Consider the following 18,849-nt stretch of genomic DNA (forward strand, 5'->3'; position numbering starts at 1 on the left):
ACACGGGAACAAAGCAATGAGTCTGGCGGTCGCCATTCAGATGGACCCCATCGAGGCCATCGACATCGAGGGGGACAGCACCTTCGTCCTGGCGCTGGAGGCGCAGCGCCGCGGCCACGGCCTCTATCACTACCTGCCGCAGCATCTGAGCCTGAAGGACAGCCGTATCTACGCGCAGATGCAGCCGCTGGAGGTGCGCCGCGAGAAGGGCAACCACTTCTCCCTGGGCAGCCCGCAGAGCGTCGACCTGGCGGCCATGGACGTGGTGCTGATGCGCCAGGACCCGCCCTTCGACATGTCCTACATCACCGCCACGCACCTGCTGGAGCACGTGCACCCGGAGACCCTGGTGGTGAACGATCCCGTGCAGGTGCGCAACGCGCCGGAGAAGCTCTTCGTCACCCACTTCCCCGAGCTCATGCCGCCGACGCTGATCACCAGCGACAAGCGCGAGGTCGTCGCCTTCCGCGCCGAGCACCAGGACATCATCGTGAAGCCGCTGTTCGGCAACGGCGGGGCCGGCGTCTTCCACCTCGGCCCCGAGGACGAGAACCTGAACGCACTGCTGGAGCTCTTCACCGACCTCTATCGCGAGCCCATCATCGTGCAGCGCTACCTGCCCGAGGTGCGCCAGGGCGACAAGCGCATCATCCTGATCGACGGCCACCCGGCCGGCGCCATCAACCGGGTGCCGCCCCAGGGCGAGGCGCGTTCCAACATGCATGCCGGCGGCCGCGCGGAGCCGGCCAAGCTGACGGGCCGCGAGATGGAGATCTGCGAGGCCATCGGCCCGACCCTGCAGGAGCGCGGCCTGATCTTCGTCGGCATCGACGTCATCGGCGACTACATGACCGAGATCAACGTCACCTCGCCGACCGGCCTGCAGGAAATCAACCGCTTCGACGACGCCTGCCTGGAAGCGCAGATCTGGGACGTCATCGAGCGCCGCTACGGCGCCGGCCACACCGCGCCGAGCGCGTGAGGCGGCGCGGGCGCCGCTCACCCCCACCCTGACCCTCCCCCATCAAGGGGGAGGGGGTGATTTGTTGAAGCTGCCCAAGATCAGTTCCTCCCCCCTTGATGGGGGGAGGTTAGGAGGGGGGTGAACCCCCGCAGCCTACTTCCCGGCTTCTTCTTCCTCGCCGTTGAGGCCGTGCAGCGTTTCCTTGGTGCGCGCCTGCACCGGCGCCCAGCAGGACTGCTGGATGCGCGCGAACATGGCGATCAGCTTGCTGGTCTCCTCGGCGTACTGTTCGGCGGCGCGCTGGGCGAAGGAGCATTGCTTCTCGAACAGCTCCTCCGGCGACGTGGCGCGGGCGAAGTCCTCGGCCACCTCCATGTCCTGGCGCAGCCGGTCGCCGGCGAAGGTCATCATCTCCTGGCTGACCTCGGCCATGCCCGCCAGCACGGCCTCGCCGGCGCTCATCACCGCCGAGACGTTCTCGCCGTTCTTGCCGACCAGGGCCTCGTAGGCGGTGTCGCGGTAGCGCTCGGCGATAATCTGGCCCGGGCTCTCGACGGGTGCCTTCTTCGCAGCGCTCTCGGGCGCGGCTTTCGCAGCGGCCTTCTTCGGCGCCGTCTTGGCGGGCGCGGCTTTCTTGGTGGTGGTGGGTTCGTTCGGGGTAGGGGTGCTGGCCATCTCGAGCAGTCTCCTGCTTCCATAGGGTTGCGCTGGGCCGGCGCGGCGCGCCGGTCCACTCTGGTCCCCCCAGAAATTTAAGAAAAATCCCAAACCGCGGCTGCGTTCCGCCGCTTTGGCCCTGCCGGCAAGCTGCGGTACCCCCTGCGGGCGACCGCACGGCAAAGGCGAGGCGCGGAACTCCCCAACAGCCGTATCACTGCGGACGCTAACATAGTCCCGCCTAGGTTAACCATAATTGATCTGTGACAGTTTGGCGGAGAATCGCAGGAGATTTTTCCGCTGCCCGGGCGCCAGGAGGAAATCCCTTTGGCCGCGCGGCGGCTTCTACCTATGATTGACCATCCCGCCCCTTTCCAGAACCTTGGGGAAGCCGGCGCGGCCGACAGGAAACCAGCGAAAGAGGCCCGCCTTCGCCATGGGATGGTCGAAATGTCCGGACAAGATCGTCCCATGATGAAACGCGGCTTCGACATTGTCGGGATTCTCGCCCTCGCAGCCCTGCTGGCCGGGTGCGACAACACTCCGCCATCGGATCAACAGATGATCGATCTGTTTAAGGCTCAAAGGTCTGCTTTCGAGGAAATCCGCATGAGGATTTGCGAGAAGACCCGCCGCGACGGATTGGAAGCAGACATAGGTTCCGCTCAAGAGATCCTGCGCTCTCAGGTGGTCATGATGGACCCGGAGTGGTCCCGCCCAATGGTCAGTGATGCAGAGCGGGGCCGATATTACGCCCTGTTCGAGCAGATCGACGCCAAGGGAGTGCAAGCGGTAGTCGACGCAAACAACCACTGTGAAGTGTCGATCGAATATTGGAGTGTCGGTTGGGCCGGAGACGCCGACTACAAGAAGTTCGTGTTTGGGGCGCCTCAACATCGGGAGCAAATCGTCGATTCGCTGGATGACGCTCAGATGGGGACTGAGATCGTATTCTATCGACGCCGGCTGGAAGCGGGGTGGTGGCTGGCCCTGCAGCATTGGCCATGACCGCCCGCATCACCACTGTCGCCTTCGCCGGGGTCGAGGTCCTGGACATCGACGTGCAGGTGCAGATGGGCAGCGGCCTGCCGGCCTTCACCGTCGTCGGCCTGCCCGACAAGGCGGTGGCCGAAAGCCGCGAGCGGGTGCGCGCGGCGCTGACCGCCCTGGGCCTCGCCCTGCCGCCCAAGCGCATCACCGTGAACCTGGCCCCCGCCGACCTGCAGAAGGAAGGCAGCCACTTCGACCTGCCTATCGCCCTCGGCCTCTTGACCGCCATGGGCGTGCTGCCCGGCGACGAGCTGGCCGGCTACACGGCGCTGGGCGAGCTCTCTCTCGACGCCCGCATCTCCCCGGTCGCCGGGGTGCTGCCCGCGGCGATCCACGCCCTGACCCGCGAGCGTGGTCTGATCTGCCCGGCCGCCCAGGGCGGCGAGGCGGCCTGGGCCGAGGGGCTGGAGGTCCTGGCCCCGGCCTCGCTGCTGGCCCTGGTGAACCACTTCAAGGGCAGCCAGGTGCTGACGCCCCCGAAGCCCGCCCTGCAGGAAGTCGAGCCGGGCGGCCCGGACCTGAAGGACATCAAGGGGCAGGAGAGCGCCAAGCGGGCGCTCGAGATCGCGGCCGCCGGCGGCCACAACCTGCTGATGGCCGGGCCCCCGGGGGCCGGCAAGTCGATGCTGGCCGCGCGCCTGCCCGGCATCCTGCCGCCGCTCTCGCCCGCCGAGGCGCTGGAAGTCTCGATGATCCATTCCGTCGCCGGAAGTCTCACCGGCGGCAAGCTGCTGCGCCAGCGCCCCTTCCGCGACCCGCACCACTCGGCCTCCCTACCGGCGCTGGCCGGCGGCGGTCTGCGCGCCAAGCCGGGGGAGATTTCGCTCGCCCACCTGGGTGTGCTCTTCCTCGACGAGCTGCCGGAGTTCCAGCGCGGCGCCCTGGAAGCCCTGCGCCAGCCGCTGGAGGCGGGCCGCGTCTCCGTCGCCCGCGCCAACGCGCACGTCACCTATCCGGCGCGCGTGCAGCTGGTCGCCGCCATGAACCCCTGCCGCTGCGGCTACCTGGACGACCCCTCGCGCGCCTGCGCCCGCGCGCCGCGCTGCGCCGCCGACTACCAGGCCAAGATCTCCGGCCCGCTGTTCGACCGCATCGACCTACACGTGGACGTGCCGGCGGTCTCAGCCTCCGACCTCTCGCTGCCGCCGGCGGCGGAGGATTCCAGCGTGGTCGCCGCGCGCGTCGCCGCCGCCCGCGCCCGCCAGAGCGCGCGCTTTGCCGCCCTGCCGGAAGAGAACCGCCCGCGCAGCAATGCCGAGGCCGACGGCCGGCTGCTGGAGGAGGTCGCCGCGCCCGACGCCGAGGGCCGCAAGCTGCTGACCCAGGCCGCCGAAGCGCTGAAGCTCTCCGCCCGCGGCTACCACCGCGTCCTGCGCGTCGCCCGCACCCTGGCGGACCTGGAAGGGGTCGAGAATGTCCGCCGCCCGCAGATCGCCGAGGCGCTGACCTACCGGCGCACGCTGCCGGGGCGGTGAGGTCGTAGCTGCGGCTCTCACGCCCGAACAACCCGAACCGTCCGGCATGACAAAGCCGGCCAGGCGGCGCAGAATTGGCGCCGAGGCCGGAGCGGGGCCATCCGCGACACCCGCGCAACGGAGGCCGCCATGAAATTCCTTATGCTATGCCTCGTCGCCGCCCTGGTCGTCGGCGGCATCCTCTATCACGCTGAAATCGAGGCGTACGTCGCCGACCTCGCCGACGCCTCTTCCGACGCCGGCAGCGGGTCCTCGGTCACGGGGGCGATGAAGAACCTGGGCGAGGCGGCCAGCGGCGCCATGAACAAGGCCAGCGACGCCCTCAGCCGCTAGGCAAATTTCGGAGCGGTTCAAACCTTTCGAGAGTGCGCATTTTGGCGGCCGGCGACAGGAAGCGCGCAGAGCGCCGAGGCGCTGATCTATCGCCGGACGCTGCCGGGACACCGGCCTGCCGTCAGGGCTTGTCAGTCTCTTTTGCTTCTTCCTCTGCCAAGCGGCGAAGCTTCCGGCGCAGGAAAACCTTGCGCACTTCGCTCTTCAGCCATTCTTCCTCCGAGAGGAGCAGAGCCGACTTCTCGATGAGATAGAGATTGAAGCTCAACAGGGCGGCGAAAAAGGCGAGGAAAAGGGCCATGCCGAATTTGCCTTTGCCGAGAGCATACAAAACCAACAACAGCATGATCGCGATGGCACCACTGTTGGCAAAGCGGGCGATCAATTTCAGATATTTCGGCATAGATCCCTTCCTGCTCGCTCGGTCGACGCAGACTGCGGCAATCTTACATCAACACGCGCTATCAGGGAGTCAAAGCCGGGCTATGACCGCATCGCGCTTGCCGTCATTGAGCACCCGCTCTGCCGGGGCGGTCCTAGTTCAGAATCTCGAAGGCCACGATCAGCCGCGAGATCTCGCCGTCGCCGTCCTGCAGCGGCATGACGACGCCTTCCCAGCTCATGCGGCGGCTGTCGGCAGTCAGGAGTTCCTCGATGAGAACCACCGGCTGTTTGGAGAGGGTGGCGCGGGTGAAGACTTCCCGCACAAAGCCGCGGTATTCGGGATTGGGGTAGTCCTCGATGGAGCGGCCCGTCAGGTCGCGGCCGACGTAGGTTGCACCGTTGGCCGAGTGAACCCGGAAGACGAAATCGAGCGGATCCCTTTCCACAGCAACTAGGTTGAGGTTTCCCACGGCAGGGCGGTAATCGAGGATGTCGAAGTCGTCGGCATCGGGCAGACGGTCCGGGCCGCCGCATTTTTCCTGCCAGATCGCGAAAGTTTCCCTGAGGCGCGGAGAGTTCAGTTCGTCGACGCGCCGCGAAGGAATCTTGACGGGGCCGTCCGCGCCTTCTGAGCGCGCCAACCTCATATCCCCGCCCGTCGGTCCCTTGTCGCCTGGTCGCGGCATCGTGCCATCCCGTCCAGTCCCCAACACCGCAACTTTGTCGCCGCGCAGCGCGGCAGGCAACCGGCGCGACGGCCATTCAGCCCTCAAATGCGGAGAATCCAACCGCAGCGGGAAACCCTGTGCCGATCTTTCGATGAACCAGAGAGTCCGCCAGACGGGTCGAAGGCGATTGCGGCGCCTTCCGTTCCGCGCTATGGGCATCCCATGGACACGCCCGGGACCCTGACCGACATCACCCTTCAGCTCGTCGACCTGGACGAGACCTTCGAGCTGCGCCGCGCGGTGCTGCGGCCCTGGCTGACGCCGGCCGAGGCGGCGGCGACCTATGCCGGAGCGGGGGAGCATTTCCATGTCGGCGCGCTGCAGGGCGGCCCCCAGGGAAAACGTCTGGTCAGCACCGCCGGCTTCATGGCCGAGGCGCAGCCGGACTACGCGGAGGACTTCGGCCCCGAACCTTGGCGGCTGCGCGGCATGGCCAGCGATCCCGCCGTGCAGGGCCGGGGCCTGGGCGGCCGGGTGCTGGAGTTCGGCATTGCCGAGCTGGCGCGGCGGCTGGCGGCGCGCGGCGAGGACAGCGCCGTCGTGTGGTGCAACGGGCGCACGGGCGCGCAGACCTTCTACGAACGCCACGGCTTCCGGCCCATCGGCGCGCTCTTCGAGACGCCGGGCACCGGGCCGCACTACGTCTTCTGGCGGCGGGTCGCCGCGCGGTCTTCTGGCGGAACCTAAAGGCGCGGCAGCGCAGCAACCACGTCGTCACCCTCGGGCTTGACCCGAGGGTCCATGGTGCCACCACCCGGTCGCGGGCCAATGGATGCTCGGATCAAGCCCGAGCATGACAAGTGGTGTCAAAGCCCTTCGAGGAAATCCTGCAGCAGTCCGTTGAAGGCTTCCGGCTGTTCCAGGTTGGGCAGGTGGGCGGTGCCGGGGATGACGCTGCCGGTTGCCTGGGGCATGGCCTGCACCAGATGGACGCAGCGCTGCTGAATGTGCGGGAAGTCGCCGTCGCCCCAGACCACCTGGGCCGTCATCTGCAGATCGGCAAGGCGGGAGTGGGCCACCGGAAAGGCGGCGGGGTTGGTCTCGCGCCCCGGGTCCTCGGCATAGAGCGCGGTGGCGTTCATCGTCAGGAAGAGATCGCGGACCGCGCCGCCGACGCGGCCTTCCTCGCTGCCCGGGCCGTCGAGCCACATCCAGGCTTCCAGCAGGTTCAGGCGCTCGAGGTCTTCGTCCTCTTCGGCTTCCTCCATCAGTTCCAGCAGCGCCTCGACCGGCGGCGGGAAGTCCTCCGGCGAGGGCGCGCCGGTCACCGCCGGCGCGACCAGGAAGAGCGCCGCCACGCGATCCGGATGGGTCAGCGCAAAGTCGATGGCGATGCGCCCGCCCTGGGAACAGCCGACCAGTGCGGCCTTGGCGATGTCGCGTTCGTCCAGCACCGCCAGCAGGTCGTCGACCTGGGAGAAGATCTCGGCGCCGTAGCGCGTCTCACCGAAGCCGCGGCGATCGTAGGCGACGGCACGATGCGACCCGGCGAGCGCGGCGAGCTGCGCCTCCCACATGCGCCTGTCGGCGACACCGGCATGCAGGAAGACCACCGCCGGACCGGCGGCACCGTCGGCTTCAACACCTGCCAGCGTGGCTTTGCCGCTGGCGACCCGGAAATCCGTCAAGAGATGTGCCTTTGCTGCGGCCGATGCGTCCATGCGAGCGGCCTCACACCCGCGGCGGCTTGATCATGCGGCCGAGCGGCTGGCCGCCGAAGAGATGGAGGTGGAAGTGCGGCACCTCCTGGTGGCCGTGCGCGCCGGTGTTGGCGAGGATGCGGTAGCCGTCGCCGTTGAGGCCCAGGTCCTTGGCGATCTTGCCGGCGGCGCGGAAGAAGCCGGTGATCTCCGCCTCGCTCGCCTGCTCCGAGAAGTCCGCGAAGGAAACATAGGCCCCCTTGGGGATGACCAGCACGTGGACCTTGGTCTGCGGCTGGATGTCGTGAAAGGCCAGGACGTGGTCGTCCTCGTAGACCTTGTTGCAGGGAATCTCGCCGCGCAGGATCTTCGCGAAGATGTTGTTGTCGTCGTAGGCCATGACGCTTCTCCCCTTATCTCGTCGCGCGCTTCAATCTTTAGAGCGCGCGGCCTTCTCGGCAATACCGGAAGTGCCCTGGCGCGCTTCCAGCGCCGCCCAGACCTCGCCCGGCGTGACGCCGCTGGCCGCCCAGAGCACCAGCAGGTGATACAGCAGGTCGGCGGACTCGCCGACCACGCCGTCCTTGTTCCCCTGCGCGCCCTCGATGATGGTCTCCACCGCTTCCTCGCCGACCTTCTGACAGATCTTGGCCGGGCCGCGGTGCAGCAGCTTCGCGGTGTAGGAGCTTTCCGGGTCGGCGCCGCGGCGGCTTTCGATCACCTGATAGAGGCTGTCGAGAAGCGCGCCGTTGAGAATTTCCTTGGACATGATTCCGACTTTCTCTAGGCGACCTGCTGTTCGACCGGGCGCACGGGCAGGCCGTGCGCGGCGAGGCAGGCTTTGGCTTCGGCGATGGAATAGGTGCCGAAGTGGAAGATGGAAGCGGCCAGCACGGCGGAGGCATGGCCTTCGATGACGCCCTCGGCCAGGTGCTCCAGGGTGCCGACGCCGCCGGAGGCGATGACCGGCACCGGCACCGCGTCGGAGACCGCGCGGGTCAGCGGCAGGTTATAGCCTTCCTTGGTGCCGTCGCGGTCCATGGAGGTCAGCAGGATCTCGCCGGCGCCCAGCGCGCACATGCGCCGCGACCATTCCACCGCATCGATGCCGGTTTCCTTGCGCCCGCCGTGGGTGAAGATCTCGAACTTGTCGGGGCCGACCGACTTGGCGTCGACCGCGACGACGATGCACTGGCTGCCGAACTTTTCCGCCGCCTCGCGCACGAAGTCCGGATTGTGCACGGCGGCGGTGTTGATGGAGACCTTGTCGGCGCCGGCCAGGAGCAGCTGGCGGATGTCCTCCAGCTTGCGCACGCCGCCGCCGACGGTCAGCGGCATGAAGCAGTGCTCCGCCGTGCGCCGCACCACGTCCAGCAGGATGCCGCGGTCTTCGTGGCTGGCGGTGATGTCGAGAAAGCAGAGCTCGTCGGCGCCGGCGGCGTCGTAGACCTGGGCCTGCTCGACCGGATCGCCGGCGTCCACCAGGTCGACGAAGTTCACGCCCTTGACCACGCGGCCGTCCTTCACGTCCAGGCAGGGGATGACGCGCACGGTGAGCATCACGCGGCTCCTGAAGGTTCTTTGGCCAGAAGGGCCAGCGCCGAGGCCGGGTCGATACGGCCGTCGTAGATCGCGCGGCCCGAGATCACGCCCTCGATGCCCGAGTCCTCGATGGCGAGGAAGGCGGCGAGGTCGTCCAGCGAGGCGACGCCGCCCGAGGCGATGACCGGTGTCTCCAGCGCCTCGGCAAGGGCGCGGGTCGCTTCCACGTTGGCGCCCTGCAGCGCGCCGTCGCGCTCGATGTCAGTGTAGACGATGGCCGCGGCGCCGGCGTCCTCGAAGCGGCGCGCGAGTTCCAGGGCCTCGATCTCGCTGACCTCGGCCCAGCCTTCGGTCGCGACCCTGCCGCCGCGCGCGTCGATGCCCAGCACCACCCGGCCGGGGAAGGCGCGGCAGGCCTCGCGCACCAGGTCCGGGTTCTTCACCGCCACGGTGCCCAGGATGACGCGCCTGAGGCCGAGATCCAGCCAACGCTCGATGGTCGCCATGTCGCGGATGCCGCCGCCCAGCTGCGCGGGGATGGCGACGGCCTTGAGGATCGCCTCCACCGCCGGCGCGTTGACCGGTCGGCCCTCGAAGGCGCCGTTCAGGTCGACCAGGTGCAGCCACTGGAAGCCGGCTTCGACGAAGCTCTCCGCCTGCGCCGCCGGGTCGTCGTTGAAGACCGTGGCGCTTTCCATCTCGCCGCGCAGCAGGCGCACGGCCTGGCCGTCCTTCAGGTCGATGGCGGGGAAGAGGATCATTGCTCGTCGTCCTAGGCGTCTTGTGGAGCCGTCCCTTCAGGGAGGGCGCCGTTGCCGTGCAGGTCCTTGTAGTAATAGTAGCCGGTGACCCAACGGTCCTCGACCCAGGCGTAGTGGGGGTGGGTGCCCCAACGCACGAAGCCGGCTTCCTCGACCACCTCGATGGCACGGGCCTGGGTCTCGCGCACGTCCAGGTTCAGCACGCGCAGGCCATTGGCGCGGGCGGCTTCCTCCACCCGGGCGACCAGCGCCGGGGCGAGGCCGTGGCCGCGCGCCCAGGGTGCCACGAAGAAAGTGGTGAGCTGGCCGGTCAGGCTCTGGGCCTCGTTGTTGCGCGGCGGGCGCACCAGCTGGGCCGAGCCGGCGATGGTGCCGTCCAGGCGGCCGACGAAGAGCTCGCGCTCCGGCACCAGCAGCACGCCCTGCCAGTAGGCCTCCATGGTCTGGCGCGGCGGCGGGGTCAGCCAGCCGAAGCCGCCGCCGTGCTGGATCGCCGCGTCGGCCGCATCGCAGAGGTCGTGCAGGTCCGGCCCGTGGAAACCGGTCAAGCGATCCATGGTGATGGTTGCGCTCGAATCGTTCACGGTCATGGACGCCACCTCAAGAAGTTTGCAAGCAGCCGGAGTCCCACGCTTTGGCTTTTCTCCGGGTGGAACTGGGTTCCGGCCAGGTTGTCGTGCGCGACCATGGCGGTCACCGGCCCGCCGTAGTCGACGCTGGCCAGCAACTGGGCCTCGTGGGTCGGGCGCAGGTGATAGCTGTGCACGAAGTACACATAGGGGGTCTCCCCGAAGCCTGCTACCAGGGGATGAGTTTTGTCACGCAGGTTCAGCGCGTTCCAGCCCATGTGCGGCACTTTCAGCGGCGCTTCCGCCTCCGATCCCCCTGTAGCCGACTGGGGGGCAGGGTCGAGGGCCACCACGTCGCCGGGGATCCAGCCGAAGCCCCGGTGCTCGCCGTGCTCCAGCCCGCGCGTCGCCATGAGCTGCATGCCCACGCAGATGCCGAGGAAAGGGTGCGCCCTGTGGAGCACCATCTCCTCCAGCGCTTCCACCATGCCCGGCACCGCATGGAGACCGCGCCGGCAGTCGGCGAAGGCGCCGACGCCCGGCAGCACCACCCTGTCGGCGCGGCGCACGGCCTCGGGGTCGTCGGTCACCAGTACCGGGCCGCCGCCCGCCTCAACGGCGGCGCGCTCCAGGGACTTGGCGGCCGAGCGCAGATTGCCCGAGCCATAGTCGATGATCGCAACGGTCATTGAGAGACCTTCTTGATTCTTGCGTTTGGCGATCCGGGGCGGCCGCCCCAAGCGGGGGCCGCCCCATCAAGGGGATCGTCTAGAGGGAACCCTTGGTCGAAGGCACGGCATCGGCCTTGCGGGGGTCGATCTGGATGGCCTCGCGCAGCGCGCGGGCCAGGGCCTTGAAGCAGGATTCGACGATATGATGGTTGTTGGTGCCGTAGAGGTTCTCCACGTGCAGCGTCAAACCGGCGTTCTGGGCGAAGGCCTGGAACCACTCCTTGAACAGCTCGGTATCCATGGTGCCGAGCTTGTCGCGGTTGAAGCCCACCTTCCAGATCAGGTAGGGCCGGTTGGAGGCGTCCAGCGCCACCCGGGTCAGCGTCTCGTCCATGGGGATGAGGGCCGAGCCGTAGCGCCAGATGCCCTTGCGCTCGCCCAGCGCCTGGGAGAAGGCCTGGCCCAGGGCGATGCCGCTGTCCTCGGTGGTGTGGTGATAGTCGATATGCAGGTCGCCCTCGGCCTTCAGCGTGATGTCGATCAGGCTGTGGCGGGAGAGCTGTTCGAGCATGTGATCGAGGAAACCGATGCCGGTCGAGACCTCGTAGGTGCCCGTTCCGTCCAGGTCGATCGTGGCGGTAATCCTGGTTTCCTGGGTATTTCGCTCAATGGTTGCCCGGCGCATATCGTTCCGACCGCCCGAAAGCGGGTCCTTTGGCTGACAGGTCTTTTAACGAAGGCGCCGTTTTATCAGGAAGGGCGGGGGGATGCCAGCGCCGATGACGCCCCGGTCACGGCCCGGTCATACAGGGGGAAAAGCCCCCGATTCCGGTGCTCCGGCGGGGGCCCCGGCCAGAAATCCGCCTTGACCCGGCCGCCCGTTTCGCCCATCTGACAGTCCATGTCAGAGAATTCCCCTCCCCAGTGGCACGGCACTACGATCCTCTCGGTCCGCAAGGGCGACAAGGTGGTGGTGGCCGGCGACGGCCAGGTCAGCTTCGGCGACACGGTCATGAAGTCCAACGCCCGCAAGGTCCGCCCCCTGGGCAAGGGCAACGTGATCGCCGGCTTCGCCGGGGCCACGGCCGACGCCTTCACCCTCTTCGAGCGCCTGGAAGCCAAGCTGGAGACCTATCCCCACCAGCTGACCCGGGCCTGCGTGGAGCTGGCCAAGGACTGGCGCACCGACCGCTACCTGCGCCGCCTGGAAGCCATGATGGCGGTGGCCGACGGCACCACCTCGCTGGTGCTGACCGGCAACGGCGACGTGCTGGAGCCCGAAGACGGCCTGATCGGCATCGGCTCGGGCGGGTCTTTCGCGCTGGCGGCGGCCCGCGCCCTGATCGACATCGACGACCTGGACGCCGAGGCCATCGCCCGCAAGGCCATGAGGATCGCCGGCGACATCTGCATCTATACGAACGAAAACATCACCATCGAGAGCCTGCCCAGCACCGCTGTCCCCGGCAGCGGCACGTCAGAGGCCTGAGGCTCGGAGCACCATGACCGAAAGTACGTCCACGACTTCTTCTTCCTTTTTCACCCCGCGCGAGATCGTTTCGGAGCTGGATCGATTCATCGTCGGGCAGAACGACGCCAAGCGCGCGGTGGCCATCGCCCTGCGTAACCGCTGGCGCCGCCAGCAGCTGCCCGAGGAGCTGCGTGAGGAGGTGCTGCCCAAGAACATCCTGATGATCGGCCCGACCGGCGTCGGCAAGACCGAGATCGCGCGCCGCCTGGCAAAGCTGGCCCAGGCGCCCTTCATCAAGGTCGAGGCCACCAAGTTCACCGAGGTCGGCTACGTCGGCCGCGATGTCGAGCAGATCATCCGCGACCTGACCGAGGCCTCCATCCACATGACCCGCGAGCGCCAGCGCCAGCAGGTCAAGGCCCAGGCCGAACTGCACGCCGAGGAACGCGTGCTCGACGCCCTGGTCGGCGAGAACGCCAGCCCCGACACGCGCCAGAAGTTCCGCGCCATGCTGCGCCAGGGCGAGCTGGACGACAAAGAAGTCGAGGTCGACGTACAGGACAGCGCCGGCATGCAGCTGCCCACCATGGAGATCCCCGGCATGCCCGGCGCCTCCATGGGCATGCTCAATCTGGGCGACATCTTCGGCAAGGCCATGGGCGGGCGCACCAAGAAGCGCCGCATGAAAGTGGGCGAGTCCTACGACGTGCTGATCGCCGAGGAGAGCGACAAGCTGCTGGACGAGGAGTCCGTCATCAGCGGCGCCATCTCTTCGGTCGAGCAGAACGGCATCGTCTTCCTGGACGAGATCGACAAGATCACCGCGCGCGCCGAACGCAGCGGCGCCGACGTCTCGCGCGAGGGCGTGCAGCGCGACCTGCTGCCGCTGATCGAAGGCACGACGGTGGCGACTAAGCACGGGCCGGTGTGCACCGACCACGTGCTGTTCATCGCTTCGGGCGCCTTCCACATGGCCAAGCCCTCGGACATGCTGGCCGAGCTGCAGGGCCGCCTGCCGATCCGCGTGGAGCTGGACGCGCTGACCCGCGACGACTTCAAGCGCATCCTCACCGAGCCGGAGAACAGCCTGATCCGCCAGTACAAGGCGCTGATGGAGACCGAGGAGGTGACCCTCGACTTCGCCGAGGAGGCCATCGACGCCCTGGCCGATCTCTCCGCCGAGATCAATTCCTCGGTGGAGAACATCGGCGCGCGGCGCCTGCACACGGTTCTGGAAAAGCTGCTGGAGGAGATCTCCTTCACCGCCACCGACCGCGGCGGCGAGACCATCCTCATCGACGCCGAGATGGTGCGCAGCCGTGTCGGCGAGCTGGCCAAGAACGCCGACCTCTCCAAGTTCATCCTCTAAGATCGCGCCGCCGAGGGAGCCGTCCTACGGCAACCGGAACTCGACTTCTTCGGTGATGGTCGGCGGATTGGCCTTCCAGGCCGACGGCCCCCTGCTGAAGAGGCGATCGGCGGTCTGGCCGATCAGCATCATGTCGATGGCCAGGCCGTCGCCGGCCAGCGGCATGAAGAGGCGGCTGATGCTGCGCGGCCCCTCGATCTCCGTGTAGGCATAGGCGCTGCGGCTGTAGAGCGCGCCGGGCCCCGCCGCGCCGCGCCGGAACAAGGCGCTGATGTGGTCGCGGTAGATGCCCTCGGGCAGTTCCTCGTGCTGCAGCTTGCCGGTGGGATCGACGCCGATGGCGACGTCGTCGCCGATCAGGCGGAAGCGGAAAAAGCGTCCATCCTGCAAGACGTCGACGATCATGACATAGGGCAGCAGCGGACCGAGCTCGGCGGTGTCGATATCATCGCCCGCCGGCCAGGACCGGCCGTTGCGCTTGTCGTGCCAGTAGAGATAGAGGTCGCGCAGATGCGGTTCGGGAATCCTGCTGGCGTCACCGGGGCGGGTCATAGGGAGCCTCAGTCCTCCCCGCCGTCGCCGTCGGTCTTCATGAGCGCGTCGCGCCGGCTGCCCGACGGGTCGACCTGCTCGAGCAGCCGGTCGAGCGCCGCCTCGTCCATCGCCGAAACCCGCTCGGCCAGCAGGTTGGCCAGCAAGGTCGCCTTGGCGCTGAGGCCTGCGGTGTCCACCACCACGCGCGGATGCGACAGGTCGGCGAGCTGCTGCAGTTCCTCCGCCTCGTCCCAGATGATGCCGAGGAACTGGCAGACCCGGTGCACGAAGCGGCGGCTCGGCTTGCCGCGGCGGCCGTGCTCCATGGCGGAGAGGTAGGCCGGCGAGACCTGCAGGCCGGCGGCCATGTCCTTCAGCGCCAGGCCGCGGGCGGCGCGGATGGCGCGCAACTTTTCCCCGAACGGCGTCATCTAAGGTTCCGACTCGTCATAGAGGCCGTGGGCCTGGTGCCACTCGGCCAGTGATTCTTCCGGATACTCGGCATAGCGGTTGGTGCTCTTGGCCTCGGGCGGCAGCTTCACCCAGGAGGGCTTGGAATCCAGCATGATGAAGACGCTCTCCGGCGCCGCCGGCAGGGGCGTGTCGATGGCCGAGGCAAAGGGGTGCACCAGCTCCGGCCAGCGTGGATCGTAGGCATAGAGCGCCGAACCGCAGTGCTTGCAGAAATGGCGGCGCGCCGGGCTGACCTCGTCCGGCCCGGCCCCGCCGGCGCCGCGCGCCTGGTAGACCGTGACGTGCTCCTCGCCCTCGACCTTCAGGGTCGCGAAGACCCCCGAGAGGTTGATGGCGTAGCCGCCCCCGCCCGCCGTCTTGCGGCAGATCGAGCAGTAGCAGCGCATGTAGGGCACCGCGGCGCGTGAGAACACGGAGAACGTGACGGCGCCGCAGTGACAGGATCCTTTCAGGTGCGGCATGGCAGACCCCGCTGTCACCCAGACGAAACTGTCTGGCGCATAACCGGATCGGAGTTTAGCGGGTTCCGCGGCGGAAGGCGATTCCTCGTTGCGGCGCGCAAAAGTGCCGCCGCCCCCGAAAGATCAGCGCCGGCGGCGCAGCAGGACGTAGAGGGCCCCGGTGCCCCCGTGCTTCTGCTGGGCGTAGTCGAAGGACAGCACCCGCGCCCGGTTCGGCGTCTCGTTCAGCCAGCGCGGCACGTTGGCGCGCAAGACGCCGCCTTCCTCCTTGTGCAGGCCCTTGCCGGTGACGATGAGGACGCAGCGCTTGCCGGCCGCCTGACAGTCGGCCAGAAAAACCTCCAGGCGGCGGTGCGCCTCGGCCTGGCGCAGGCCGTGCAGGTCCAGGGTGGCCTCGATGGGCAGCTTGCCGCGGCTGAGGCGCTCGGCCTTGCGGCGGTCGATGTCGGCGCGGCTGCCGTGGGTCAACTCCGGCTGCGGGCGGGGACGGGGCGAGGGCGCGGCGGGCACCGGATGGGTCGCGGCGGTACCGGTGGCGCGGCGTTTCTTTGGCGCGGCCTGGGGCTCGCCGGCCTGGGCCGCCGCCGGGTCGTGCAGCAACTCCGCGGCGCGGGAGTAGAGCCGGTCGCGCCCACTCAGCGGCTTGATCTGGCCGGCCATGTGATCCCAGAGGCGCCGGTCCTCGGGCGAGAGAACCGGGTCCTTTCGCTTGCCGCTCATCGCCCCTCCGCCATCACCTCGCGCCGTCCCGCCTCAGCCCGCGGCGGTGTCGCGGTCGTCCACCAGCAGCACGTGCAGGCGGCGCGGCCCGTGCGCGCCCAGCAGGATGGTCTGCTCGATGTCGCCGGTGCGCGAGGGGCCGGTGATCATGTTGACCGCGCGCGGCATCTTGCCCGGCCCGACCTCTTGGCGCAGCCGCACCCAGGCCTCCTCGTAGGTGCCGGTCACCTGCGAGGCGCGCAGCACCACGACGTGGTTCTCCGGCAGGAAGTTGAGGGTGACCGGGGCCTCGGGACCGGAGGCCATCATCAGCGTGCCGGTCTCGGCGATGCCGGCGAAGGCGCCGGTGACCGAGGTGGCGTCCTCGGCCGCGGCGATGCCCTCGGCGATTTCCAGCAGCGGCTGGCCGTCCCAGGGCAGCTGGCGCAGATCGTCGCGCGGGGCCATGCGGACCTGCGGCGGCAGGTTCTCGTTCTTCAGGTAGTCGGCGACCGCCTGCGGCACCTGGGCCTCGCTGTCGAGACGCACCACCGTCGCCGAGAGTTCCTTCAGCATGCTCTCCATCATGTCGAGCTGTTCGGCGTGCGAGACCTGCGCGCGCTGCGGCACCAGGTTGGCATGCGGCGCGCCGAGACGCTGCTCCAGCTCGGCCCGCGTCGCCTCATCCGGCTGCTCGCGGCGCAGGGAGCGGCGCACCGCGGCCAGGATCTGCTGCTTGGAACTGCTCATGATGCGGACTTGCCTTTCGCCTGGCTTTCCTGGCGCTCGGCCCAGAGCTGCTGAAAGGTCTTGCCCTCAGGCGCCGGGAAGTCGCGGTGCTTGGTCCAGCCGCGCGCCAGCGGCAGGGCGTCGAAGCGTCCGCGCGCGCGCCCGAAACGGGCCAGCAGGCGCGCCTGCCAGCCGGTGACGAAGTGGTAGAGCTTCGGCCGGCGCGCGAGGAAGGCCCAGAGGCCGAGGCCGATCCGCACCGCGGGCGGCGAGAGGTGGCGCTCGAACTCGCGCTCGCGCCAGTGGCGCATCATCTTCGGCAGGGGGATGCGCATGGGGCAGACGGCCTCGCAGCGTCCGCAGAAGGTGGAGGCGTTGGGCAGGTGTCCGGCCTCGTCGACGCCGATCAGGTTGGGCGTCAGCACCGAGCCCATGGGTCCGGGATAGACCCAGCCGTAGGCGTGGCCGCCGACCGCGTGATAGACCGGGCAGTGGTTCATGCAGGCGCCGCAGCGGATGCAGCGCAGCATGTCCTGGAAGTCGCCGCCCAGCATGTTGGAGCGCCCGTTGTCGAGCAGGATGACGTGGTACTCCTCCGGCCCGTCCAGGTCTTCCGGGCGGCGCGGCCCGGTCGACAGCGTGGTGTAGGAGGAGAACTCCTGGCCCGTCGCCGAGCGCGCCAGCACGCGCAGGATGGTGGTGGCGTCCTCCAGGTTGGGGACGACCTTCTCCAGGCTGGCGACCACGATGTGGACCCGCGGCAGGGTCTGGGTCAGATCGCCGTTGCCCTCGTTGGTGACGATGATCGAGGTGCCGGTCTCGGCCACCAGGAAGTTGGCGCCGGTGATGCCGACGTCGGCTTCCAGGAAGCGGCGGCGCAGCATCTGCCGCGCCTCGGCGACCAGCTGCACCGGCTCGCTGAGCTGGCGTTCGGAAGGCAGCTCCTGGTGATGGTGGCGGAAGTCGGCCTCGACCTGCTCCTTGGTCAGATGCACCGCCGGCGCGATGATGTGGCTCGGCGGCTCCTTCCTCAGCTGGATGATGTATTCGCCGAGGTCGGTCTCGACGACGTCCAGCCCGGCGTCCTCCATGGCCTGGTTGAGGGCGATCTCCTCGGAGATCATCGACTTGCCCTTGGTCACCACCTTGGCGTCGACGCGCCGGCAGATGTCGAGCACCGCCTTCACCGCATCCTCGGCGGTGGCCGTCCAGTGCACCTCGCCGCCGCTGGCCGTCACTTTCTCCTCGTAGCGTTCCAGGTAGAAGTCCAGGTTGGCCAGGGTGTGGTTCTTGATGTCGCGCGCCTCATCGCGCAGGGCATCGAACTCCGGCAGGCGGGCGCGGGCCTTGGCGCGCTTGTCGATGAAGCCGCTCTTCACGTGCTTCATCGCCTTCTGCAGCGTCTGGTTGGCGAGCGCCGCGCGGGCGTTGTCCTTGAAGGCGTGGGAGGTGCTCTGCATGGCGCTCAGTCGCTCCCCCCGCTGGCCGCTTCACCTATGGCAGGCTGATCGGTCATGTCGGCCAGCACCTCGGCCACGTGGCGCACCTCCACCTCCGCGCCGCGGCGCTGCAGCTTGCCGGCCATGTTCATGAGGCAGCCCAGATCGCCGGCCAGCAGGGTTCCGGCGCCACTGGCCATGATGTTGTCGGTCTTGGCCGTCACGATCTTGTTGGAGATGTCCGGATACTTCACGCAGAAGGCGCCGCCGAAACCGCAGCAGACGTCGTGCTCCACCATCTCGGTCAGCTCCACCCCGGGAATGGAGCCCAGCAGCTTGCGCGGCTGGTCCTGCACGCCGAGCTCGCGCAGGCCGGCGCAGGAATCGTGGTAGGTGACCTTGCCCTCGAACCGGGAGTCCACCGTGGTCATGCCGCGCACATCGGTCAGGAAGGAGACCAGCTCGTAAGTACGCCCGGCCAGGTCCTCGGCCGCCGCCTGCATCTGCGGATCGTCCTCGAAGAGGGTGGGGTAGTGCTCGCGGATCATGCCCGCGCAGGAGCCCGAGGGCGCCACCACGTAGTCGAAGCCCTTGAAGGCCTGGATGGTCTGTTCGGCGAGCGCCCGGGTGTCGGCCCGGTCGCCGGAATTGTAGGCCGGCTGGCCGCAGCAGGTCTGCGCCTGCGGCACCTCCACAGTGCAGCCCGCCTGTTCCAGCAGCTTCACGGCCGCAAAACCGACTGAGGGCCGCATCAGGTCCACCAGACAGGTCACGAAAAGTCCGACGCGCGGTTGCCCCTCGGCCATGGATGATCCTCCCAGATCCCGCCCTTATCGCTTTCGGGGATAATGGTATTACCACTTGGGAAAAGCAAGCGGCGGGAGAGCTTTAGGCACCCC

Annotated in this window: 25 protein-coding genes; 7 read left to right on the plus strand and 18 right to left on the minus strand. The window is 68.3% G+C overall.

Annotated elements, in window-relative coordinates; all coding sequences use genetic code 11:
* The first annotated feature begins 16 nt into the window (after positions 1-16).
* A complete protein-coding gene (gene gshB / locus H7X47_RS00985) occupies positions 17-982 on the plus strand; it encodes a glutathione synthase (protein ID WP_193366744.1) in 966 nt (321 codons plus the stop codon).
* Between the two features lie 135 nt (positions 983-1,117).
* Here the strand turns inward: gshB and H7X47_RS00990 are convergent, their stop codons facing one another.
* A complete protein-coding gene (locus tag H7X47_RS00990; protein ID WP_193366745.1) occupies positions 1,118-1,639 on the minus strand; it encodes a phasin family protein in 522 nt (173 codons plus the stop codon).
* A 333-nt stretch (positions 1,640-1,972) separates the two neighbouring features.
* On the opposite strand from H7X47_RS00990, the gene H7X47_RS00995 reads away from it, so the two are divergent.
* From H7X47_RS00995 to H7X47_RS01005, 3 genes are all read left to right on the plus strand, one after another.
* Positions 1,973-2,629, plus strand: a complete 657-nt coding sequence (locus tag H7X47_RS00995; protein ID WP_193366746.1) for a hypothetical protein — start codon at positions 1,973-1,975, stop codon at positions 2,627-2,629.
* The gene (locus H7X47_RS01000; protein WP_193366747.1) at positions 2,626-4,146 is read left to right on the plus strand and encodes a YifB family Mg chelatase-like AAA ATPase; all 1,521 of its coding nucleotides are present in this window, start codon (positions 2,626-2,628) and stop codon (positions 4,144-4,146) included. Before H7X47_RS00995 ends, H7X47_RS01000 begins: the two co-directional genes overlap by 4 nt.
* Positions 4,147-4,275: 129 nt before the next feature.
* Positions 4,276-4,479, plus strand: coding sequence for a hypothetical protein (locus tag H7X47_RS01005; RefSeq protein ID WP_193366748.1), 204 nt, complete (start codon positions 4,276-4,278; stop codon positions 4,477-4,479).
* Positions 4,480-4,600: 121 nt separating this feature from the next.
* Here the strand turns inward: H7X47_RS01005 and H7X47_RS01010 are convergent, their stop codons facing one another.
* Both H7X47_RS01010 and H7X47_RS01015 read right to left on the minus strand, forming a co-directional pair.
* Positions 4,601-4,882 carry a hypothetical protein gene (locus H7X47_RS01010; protein ID WP_193366749.1) on the minus strand — a complete coding sequence of 94 codons (282 nt, stop codon included), beginning with the start codon at positions 4,880-4,882 and terminating at the stop codon, positions 4,601-4,603.
* Between the two features lie 133 nt (positions 4,883-5,015).
* The gene (locus H7X47_RS01015) at positions 5,016-5,504 is read right to left on the minus strand and encodes a PAS domain-containing protein (RefSeq protein WP_193366750.1); all 489 of its coding nucleotides are present in this window, start codon (positions 5,502-5,504) and stop codon (positions 5,016-5,018) included.
* A 249-nt stretch (positions 5,505-5,753) separates the two neighbouring features.
* Here H7X47_RS01015 and H7X47_RS01020 point away from each other — a divergent pair, with 249 nt between their 5' ends.
* Positions 5,754-6,278 carry a GNAT family N-acetyltransferase gene (locus H7X47_RS01020; protein ID WP_193366751.1) on the plus strand — a complete coding sequence of 175 codons (525 nt, stop codon included), beginning with the start codon at positions 5,754-5,756 and terminating at the stop codon, positions 6,276-6,278.
* Between the two features lie 119 nt (positions 6,279-6,397).
* On the opposite strand, the gene H7X47_RS01025 is transcribed toward H7X47_RS01020, so the two are convergent.
* From H7X47_RS01025 to hisB, 8 genes are all read right to left on the minus strand, one after another.
* A complete protein-coding gene (locus tag H7X47_RS01025; RefSeq protein WP_193366752.1) occupies positions 6,398-7,252 on the minus strand; it encodes an alpha/beta fold hydrolase in 855 nt (284 codons plus the stop codon).
* Positions 7,253-7,262: 10 nt separating this feature from the next.
* Complete coding sequence (locus H7X47_RS01030; protein WP_193366753.1) at positions 7,263-7,631, minus strand: histidine triad nucleotide-binding protein; 369 nt, start codon at positions 7,629-7,631, stop codon at positions 7,263-7,265.
* A 30-nt stretch (positions 7,632-7,661) separates the two neighbouring features.
* Complete coding sequence (locus H7X47_RS01035; protein WP_193366754.1) at positions 7,662-8,000, minus strand: phosphoribosyl-ATP diphosphatase; 339 nt, start codon at positions 7,998-8,000, stop codon at positions 7,662-7,664.
* A 14-nt stretch (positions 8,001-8,014) separates the two neighbouring features.
* Positions 8,015-8,791 carry an imidazole glycerol phosphate synthase subunit HisF gene (hisF, locus tag H7X47_RS01040; RefSeq protein WP_193366755.1) on the minus strand — a complete coding sequence of 259 codons (777 nt, stop codon included), beginning with the start codon at positions 8,789-8,791 and terminating at the stop codon, positions 8,015-8,017.
* Positions 8,791-9,534, minus strand: a complete 744-nt coding sequence (hisA, locus tag H7X47_RS01045) for a 1-(5-phosphoribosyl)-5-[(5-phosphoribosylamino)methylideneamino]imidazole-4-carboxamide isomerase (RefSeq protein WP_193366756.1) — start codon at positions 9,532-9,534, stop codon at positions 8,791-8,793. The genes hisF and hisA overlap by 1 nt, the downstream gene beginning before the upstream one ends.
* An 11-nt stretch (positions 9,535-9,545) precedes the next feature.
* Positions 9,546-10,124 carry a GNAT family N-acetyltransferase gene (locus H7X47_RS01050; protein ID WP_193366757.1) on the minus strand — a complete coding sequence of 193 codons (579 nt, stop codon included), beginning with the start codon at positions 10,122-10,124 and terminating at the stop codon, positions 9,546-9,548.
* Positions 10,121-10,792, minus strand: coding sequence for an imidazole glycerol phosphate synthase subunit HisH (gene hisH, locus H7X47_RS01055; RefSeq protein WP_193366758.1), 672 nt, complete (start codon positions 10,790-10,792; stop codon positions 10,121-10,123). Before hisH ends, H7X47_RS01050 begins: the two co-directional genes overlap by 4 nt.
* A gap of 79 nt (positions 10,793-10,871) precedes the next feature.
* A complete protein-coding gene (gene hisB, locus H7X47_RS01060; RefSeq protein WP_193366759.1) occupies positions 10,872-11,459 on the minus strand; it encodes an imidazoleglycerol-phosphate dehydratase HisB in 588 nt (195 codons plus the stop codon).
* A gap of 216 nt (positions 11,460-11,675) precedes the next feature.
* Here hisB and hslV point away from each other — a divergent pair, with 216 nt between their 5' ends.
* On the plus strand, positions 11,676-12,263 hold the full coding sequence (gene hslV / locus H7X47_RS01065; RefSeq protein ID WP_193366760.1) for an ATP-dependent protease subunit HslV: 588 nt from the start codon (positions 11,676-11,678) through the stop codon (positions 12,261-12,263).
* Positions 12,264-12,276: 13 nt separating this feature from the next.
* A complete protein-coding gene (hslU, locus tag H7X47_RS01070; RefSeq protein WP_193366761.1) occupies positions 12,277-13,614 on the plus strand; it encodes an ATP-dependent protease ATPase subunit HslU in 1,338 nt (445 codons plus the stop codon).
* Positions 13,615-13,638: 24 nt separating this feature from the next.
* On the opposite strand, the gene H7X47_RS01075 is transcribed toward hslU, so the two are convergent.
* From H7X47_RS01075 to H7X47_RS01105, 7 genes are all read right to left on the minus strand, one after another.
* A complete protein-coding gene (locus tag H7X47_RS01075; RefSeq protein WP_193366762.1) occupies positions 13,639-14,166 on the minus strand; it encodes a PAS domain-containing protein in 528 nt (175 codons plus the stop codon).
* A gap of 8 nt (positions 14,167-14,174) precedes the next feature.
* The gene (locus H7X47_RS01080) at positions 14,175-14,579 is read right to left on the minus strand and encodes a helix-turn-helix domain-containing protein (RefSeq protein WP_193366763.1); all 405 of its coding nucleotides are present in this window, start codon (positions 14,577-14,579) and stop codon (positions 14,175-14,177) included.
* Positions 14,580-15,083, minus strand: coding sequence for a GFA family protein (locus H7X47_RS01085; RefSeq protein ID WP_193366764.1), 504 nt, complete (start codon positions 15,081-15,083; stop codon positions 14,580-14,582). It lies immediately after the preceding gene.
* Between the two features lie 123 nt (positions 15,084-15,206).
* Positions 15,207-15,803, minus strand: a complete 597-nt coding sequence (locus H7X47_RS01090) for a Smr/MutS family protein (protein ID WP_193366765.1) — start codon at positions 15,801-15,803, stop codon at positions 15,207-15,209.
* A 33-nt stretch (positions 15,804-15,836) separates the two neighbouring features.
* Positions 15,837-16,532, minus strand: a complete 696-nt coding sequence (locus H7X47_RS01095; protein WP_193366766.1) for a LutC/YkgG family protein — start codon at positions 16,530-16,532, stop codon at positions 15,837-15,839.
* On the minus strand, positions 16,529-17,971 hold the full coding sequence (locus H7X47_RS01100; protein WP_193366767.1) for a LutB/LldF family L-lactate oxidation iron-sulfur protein: 1,443 nt from the start codon (positions 17,969-17,971) through the stop codon (positions 16,529-16,531). The genes H7X47_RS01095 and H7X47_RS01100 overlap by 4 nt, the downstream gene beginning before the upstream one ends.
* 5 nt (positions 17,972-17,976) lie before the next feature.
* A complete protein-coding gene (locus tag H7X47_RS01105) occupies positions 17,977-18,756 on the minus strand; it encodes a (Fe-S)-binding protein (protein ID WP_193366768.1) in 780 nt (259 codons plus the stop codon).
* Positions 18,757-18,849: the final 93 nt, after the last annotated feature.

The organism is Pelagibius marinus (genome assembly GCF_014925385.1).
Classification (GTDB): Bacteria; Pseudomonadota; Alphaproteobacteria; order Kiloniellales; family Kiloniellaceae; genus Pelagibius; species Pelagibius marinus.